Annotated in this window: 1 protein-coding gene; it reads right to left on the minus strand. The window is 73.4% G+C overall.

Features of this window, described 5'->3' with window-relative positions:
* On the minus strand, nt 1-2,484 hold a 2,484-nt coding region (locus AB0I73_RS40970; RefSeq protein WP_363045466.1), incomplete at both ends, for a beta-ketoacyl synthase N-terminal-like domain-containing protein.

The following is a 2,484-nucleotide window of genomic DNA, read 5'->3' on the forward strand; positions in this document are numbered from 1 at the left end:
TCGAAGCGGGCGCGGGTCAGGGCCAGCGAGTAGCCGATGTCCGCCACCGACGCCCCGGCGTCCGCGCGCAGGTGCGCCAGGAGCCGCTCCGCCTGGGCCGCGAGCGCCTGCTCGGTCTTGGCGGACAGCACCCACGGCACCGCACCCATCGGAGCCGGGGCCGGGGCCGGGGCCTGGTCCGGCTCGGCCGGCTCCTCGGCCGGGGCCTGCTCCAGGATCACGTGCGCGTTGGTACCGCTGATACCGAACGAGGAGACCGCGGCGCGGCGCGGGCGCTCGCCCGTCTCCGGCCAGTCACGGGCCTCGGTCAGCAGCTCCACCGCCCCGGCCGACCAGTCCACGTGCGTGGACGGCTCTTCGACGTACAGGGTCTGCGGCATGAAGCCGTGGCGCAGGGCCATGGCCATCTTGATGATGCCGGCGACGCCGGCGGCGGCCTGGGTGTGCCCTATGTTCGACTTCAGGGAGCCCAGCCACAGCGGCCGGTCCGCGTCGTGCTCCTGGCCGTAGGTGGCCAGCAGCGCCTGCGCCTCGATCGGGTCGCCCAGCTTGGTGCCGGTGCCGTGCGCCTCCACCACGTCCACGTCCGCTGCCGCGACACCCGCGTTGGCCAGCGCCTGGCGGATGACCCGCTGCTGGGCGGGACCGTTGGGGGCGGTCAGGCCGTTGGACGCACCGTCCTGGTTCACGGCCGAGCCGCGGATGACGGCGAGGACCTGGTGGCCGTTGCGGCGCGCGTCCGACAGCCGCTCCACGAGCAGCATGCCCACGCCCTCGGACCAGCCGGTGCCGTCCGCCGCGTCGGAGAAGGCCTTGCAGCGGCCGTCGGCGGCCAGACCGCGCTGGCGGGAGAACTCGGCGAACGTCTTCGGCGTCGACATGACGGTCACGCCACCCGCGAGCGCCATCGTGCACTCACCGGTGCGCAGCGACTGAATGGCCCAGTGCAGGGCCACCAGCGAGGACGAGCAGGCCGTGTCGACCGTGACCGCCGGGCCCTCCAGGCCGAGCGCGTAAGCGACCCGGCCGGACAGCACGCTGCCGGAGGTGCCCAGGCCCAGGAAGGCGTCGACACCGCTCGGGATCGACTCCGCCCCGGAACCGTATTCGTGGTACATGAGGCCGGCGAAGACACCGGTACGGCTGCCGCGCAGAGACTCCGGGTCCACCCCGGCGCGCTCCAGGGTTTCCCAGGAGGCCTCGAGCAGCAGGCGCTGCTGCGGGTCCATGGCCAGGGCCTCACGCGGCGAGATCCCGAAGAACCCCGGGTCGAACTCGCCCGCCTCGTGGAGGAAACCGCCCTCCAGCGTCAGCGAACGGCCCTCCGGGTCGTCCGCCACCGCATCCGCGTACAGACCCTCGAGGTTCCAGCCGCGGTCGGTGGGGAACGCGGAGATGCCGTCCCCGCCGGTGGCGACCAGGTGCCACAGGTCGTCGGGGGAGCTCACGCCGCCGGGGTAGCGGCAGGCCATGCCGACGATCGCGATCGGCTCGTCCGTGACCGCGGATACGACGGAAGCATTCGCGTACGAAGCATCCGTTGTGAGGCCGCCGGTCAGCTCCTGGGTCAGGAACTCCGCCAGCACGGTGGCCGACGGGTAGTCGAAGACCAGGGTGGCGGGCAGGCGCAGCCCGGTGACCTTGCCGAGGCGGTTGCGCAGTTCGACGGCGGTCAGGGAGTCGAAGCCGAGCTCGGTGAAGGCCCGCTGGGCGGGGACGGCGGCGGCGGAGGTGTGGCCGAGGACACCGGCGACCTCCGTACGTACCGCCTCCAGCACCAGCTGGACCTGCTCCTCGGCTGTGCGCCCCACGAGACGTGCGGCCAGACCGGATGCCGCGACATCCACCTGTGCGGCGGTGCGGCGCTGCGGCGTACGCACCAGGCCGCGCAGCAGGTACGGGATCTCGCCGCCCTGTGCGGCCGTCCTGCGCATCACGCTCAGGTCGAGACTGACCGGAACGAGCGCGGCTGTGGCGGAGGCCAGGCCCGCGTCGAAGAGGGACAAACCCTCCTCCGCCGACAGCGGCGGAACACCCGCACGCCGCATACGTGCGATGTCGGCGGCGTCGAGGTGGTGGGCCATGCCGCTGTCGGCCCAGGGGCCCCAGGCCAGGGAGGTGGCGGGCAGGTTCTGGGCGTGGCGGTGGGCGGCCAGCGCGTCCAGGAAGGCGTTGGCGGCGGCGTAGTTGGCCTGGCCGGCGCCGCCGAGGGTGCCGGCGGCGGAGGAGAACAGGACGAAGAACGCCAGGTCCAGGTCCGCGGTGAGTTCGTGCAGGTGCCAGGCGGCGTCCGCCTTGGGCCGCAGCACGGTGGTGAGCCGCTCGGCGGTCAGGGACTCCAGCACGCCGTCGTCGAGGACGCCGGCGGCGTGGACGATGCCGGACAGGCCGGGGCCGATCTCCGTGAGGAGTTCGGCCAGCGCGGTGCGGTCGGTGACGTCGCAGGCGGCCCAGCGCACCGTGGCGCCCAGGTCCTCCAGTTCG

Source organism: Streptomyces sp. NPDC050388 (assembly GCF_040655635.1).
Taxonomy (GTDB): Bacteria; Actinomycetota; Actinomycetes; order Streptomycetales; family Streptomycetaceae; genus Streptomyces.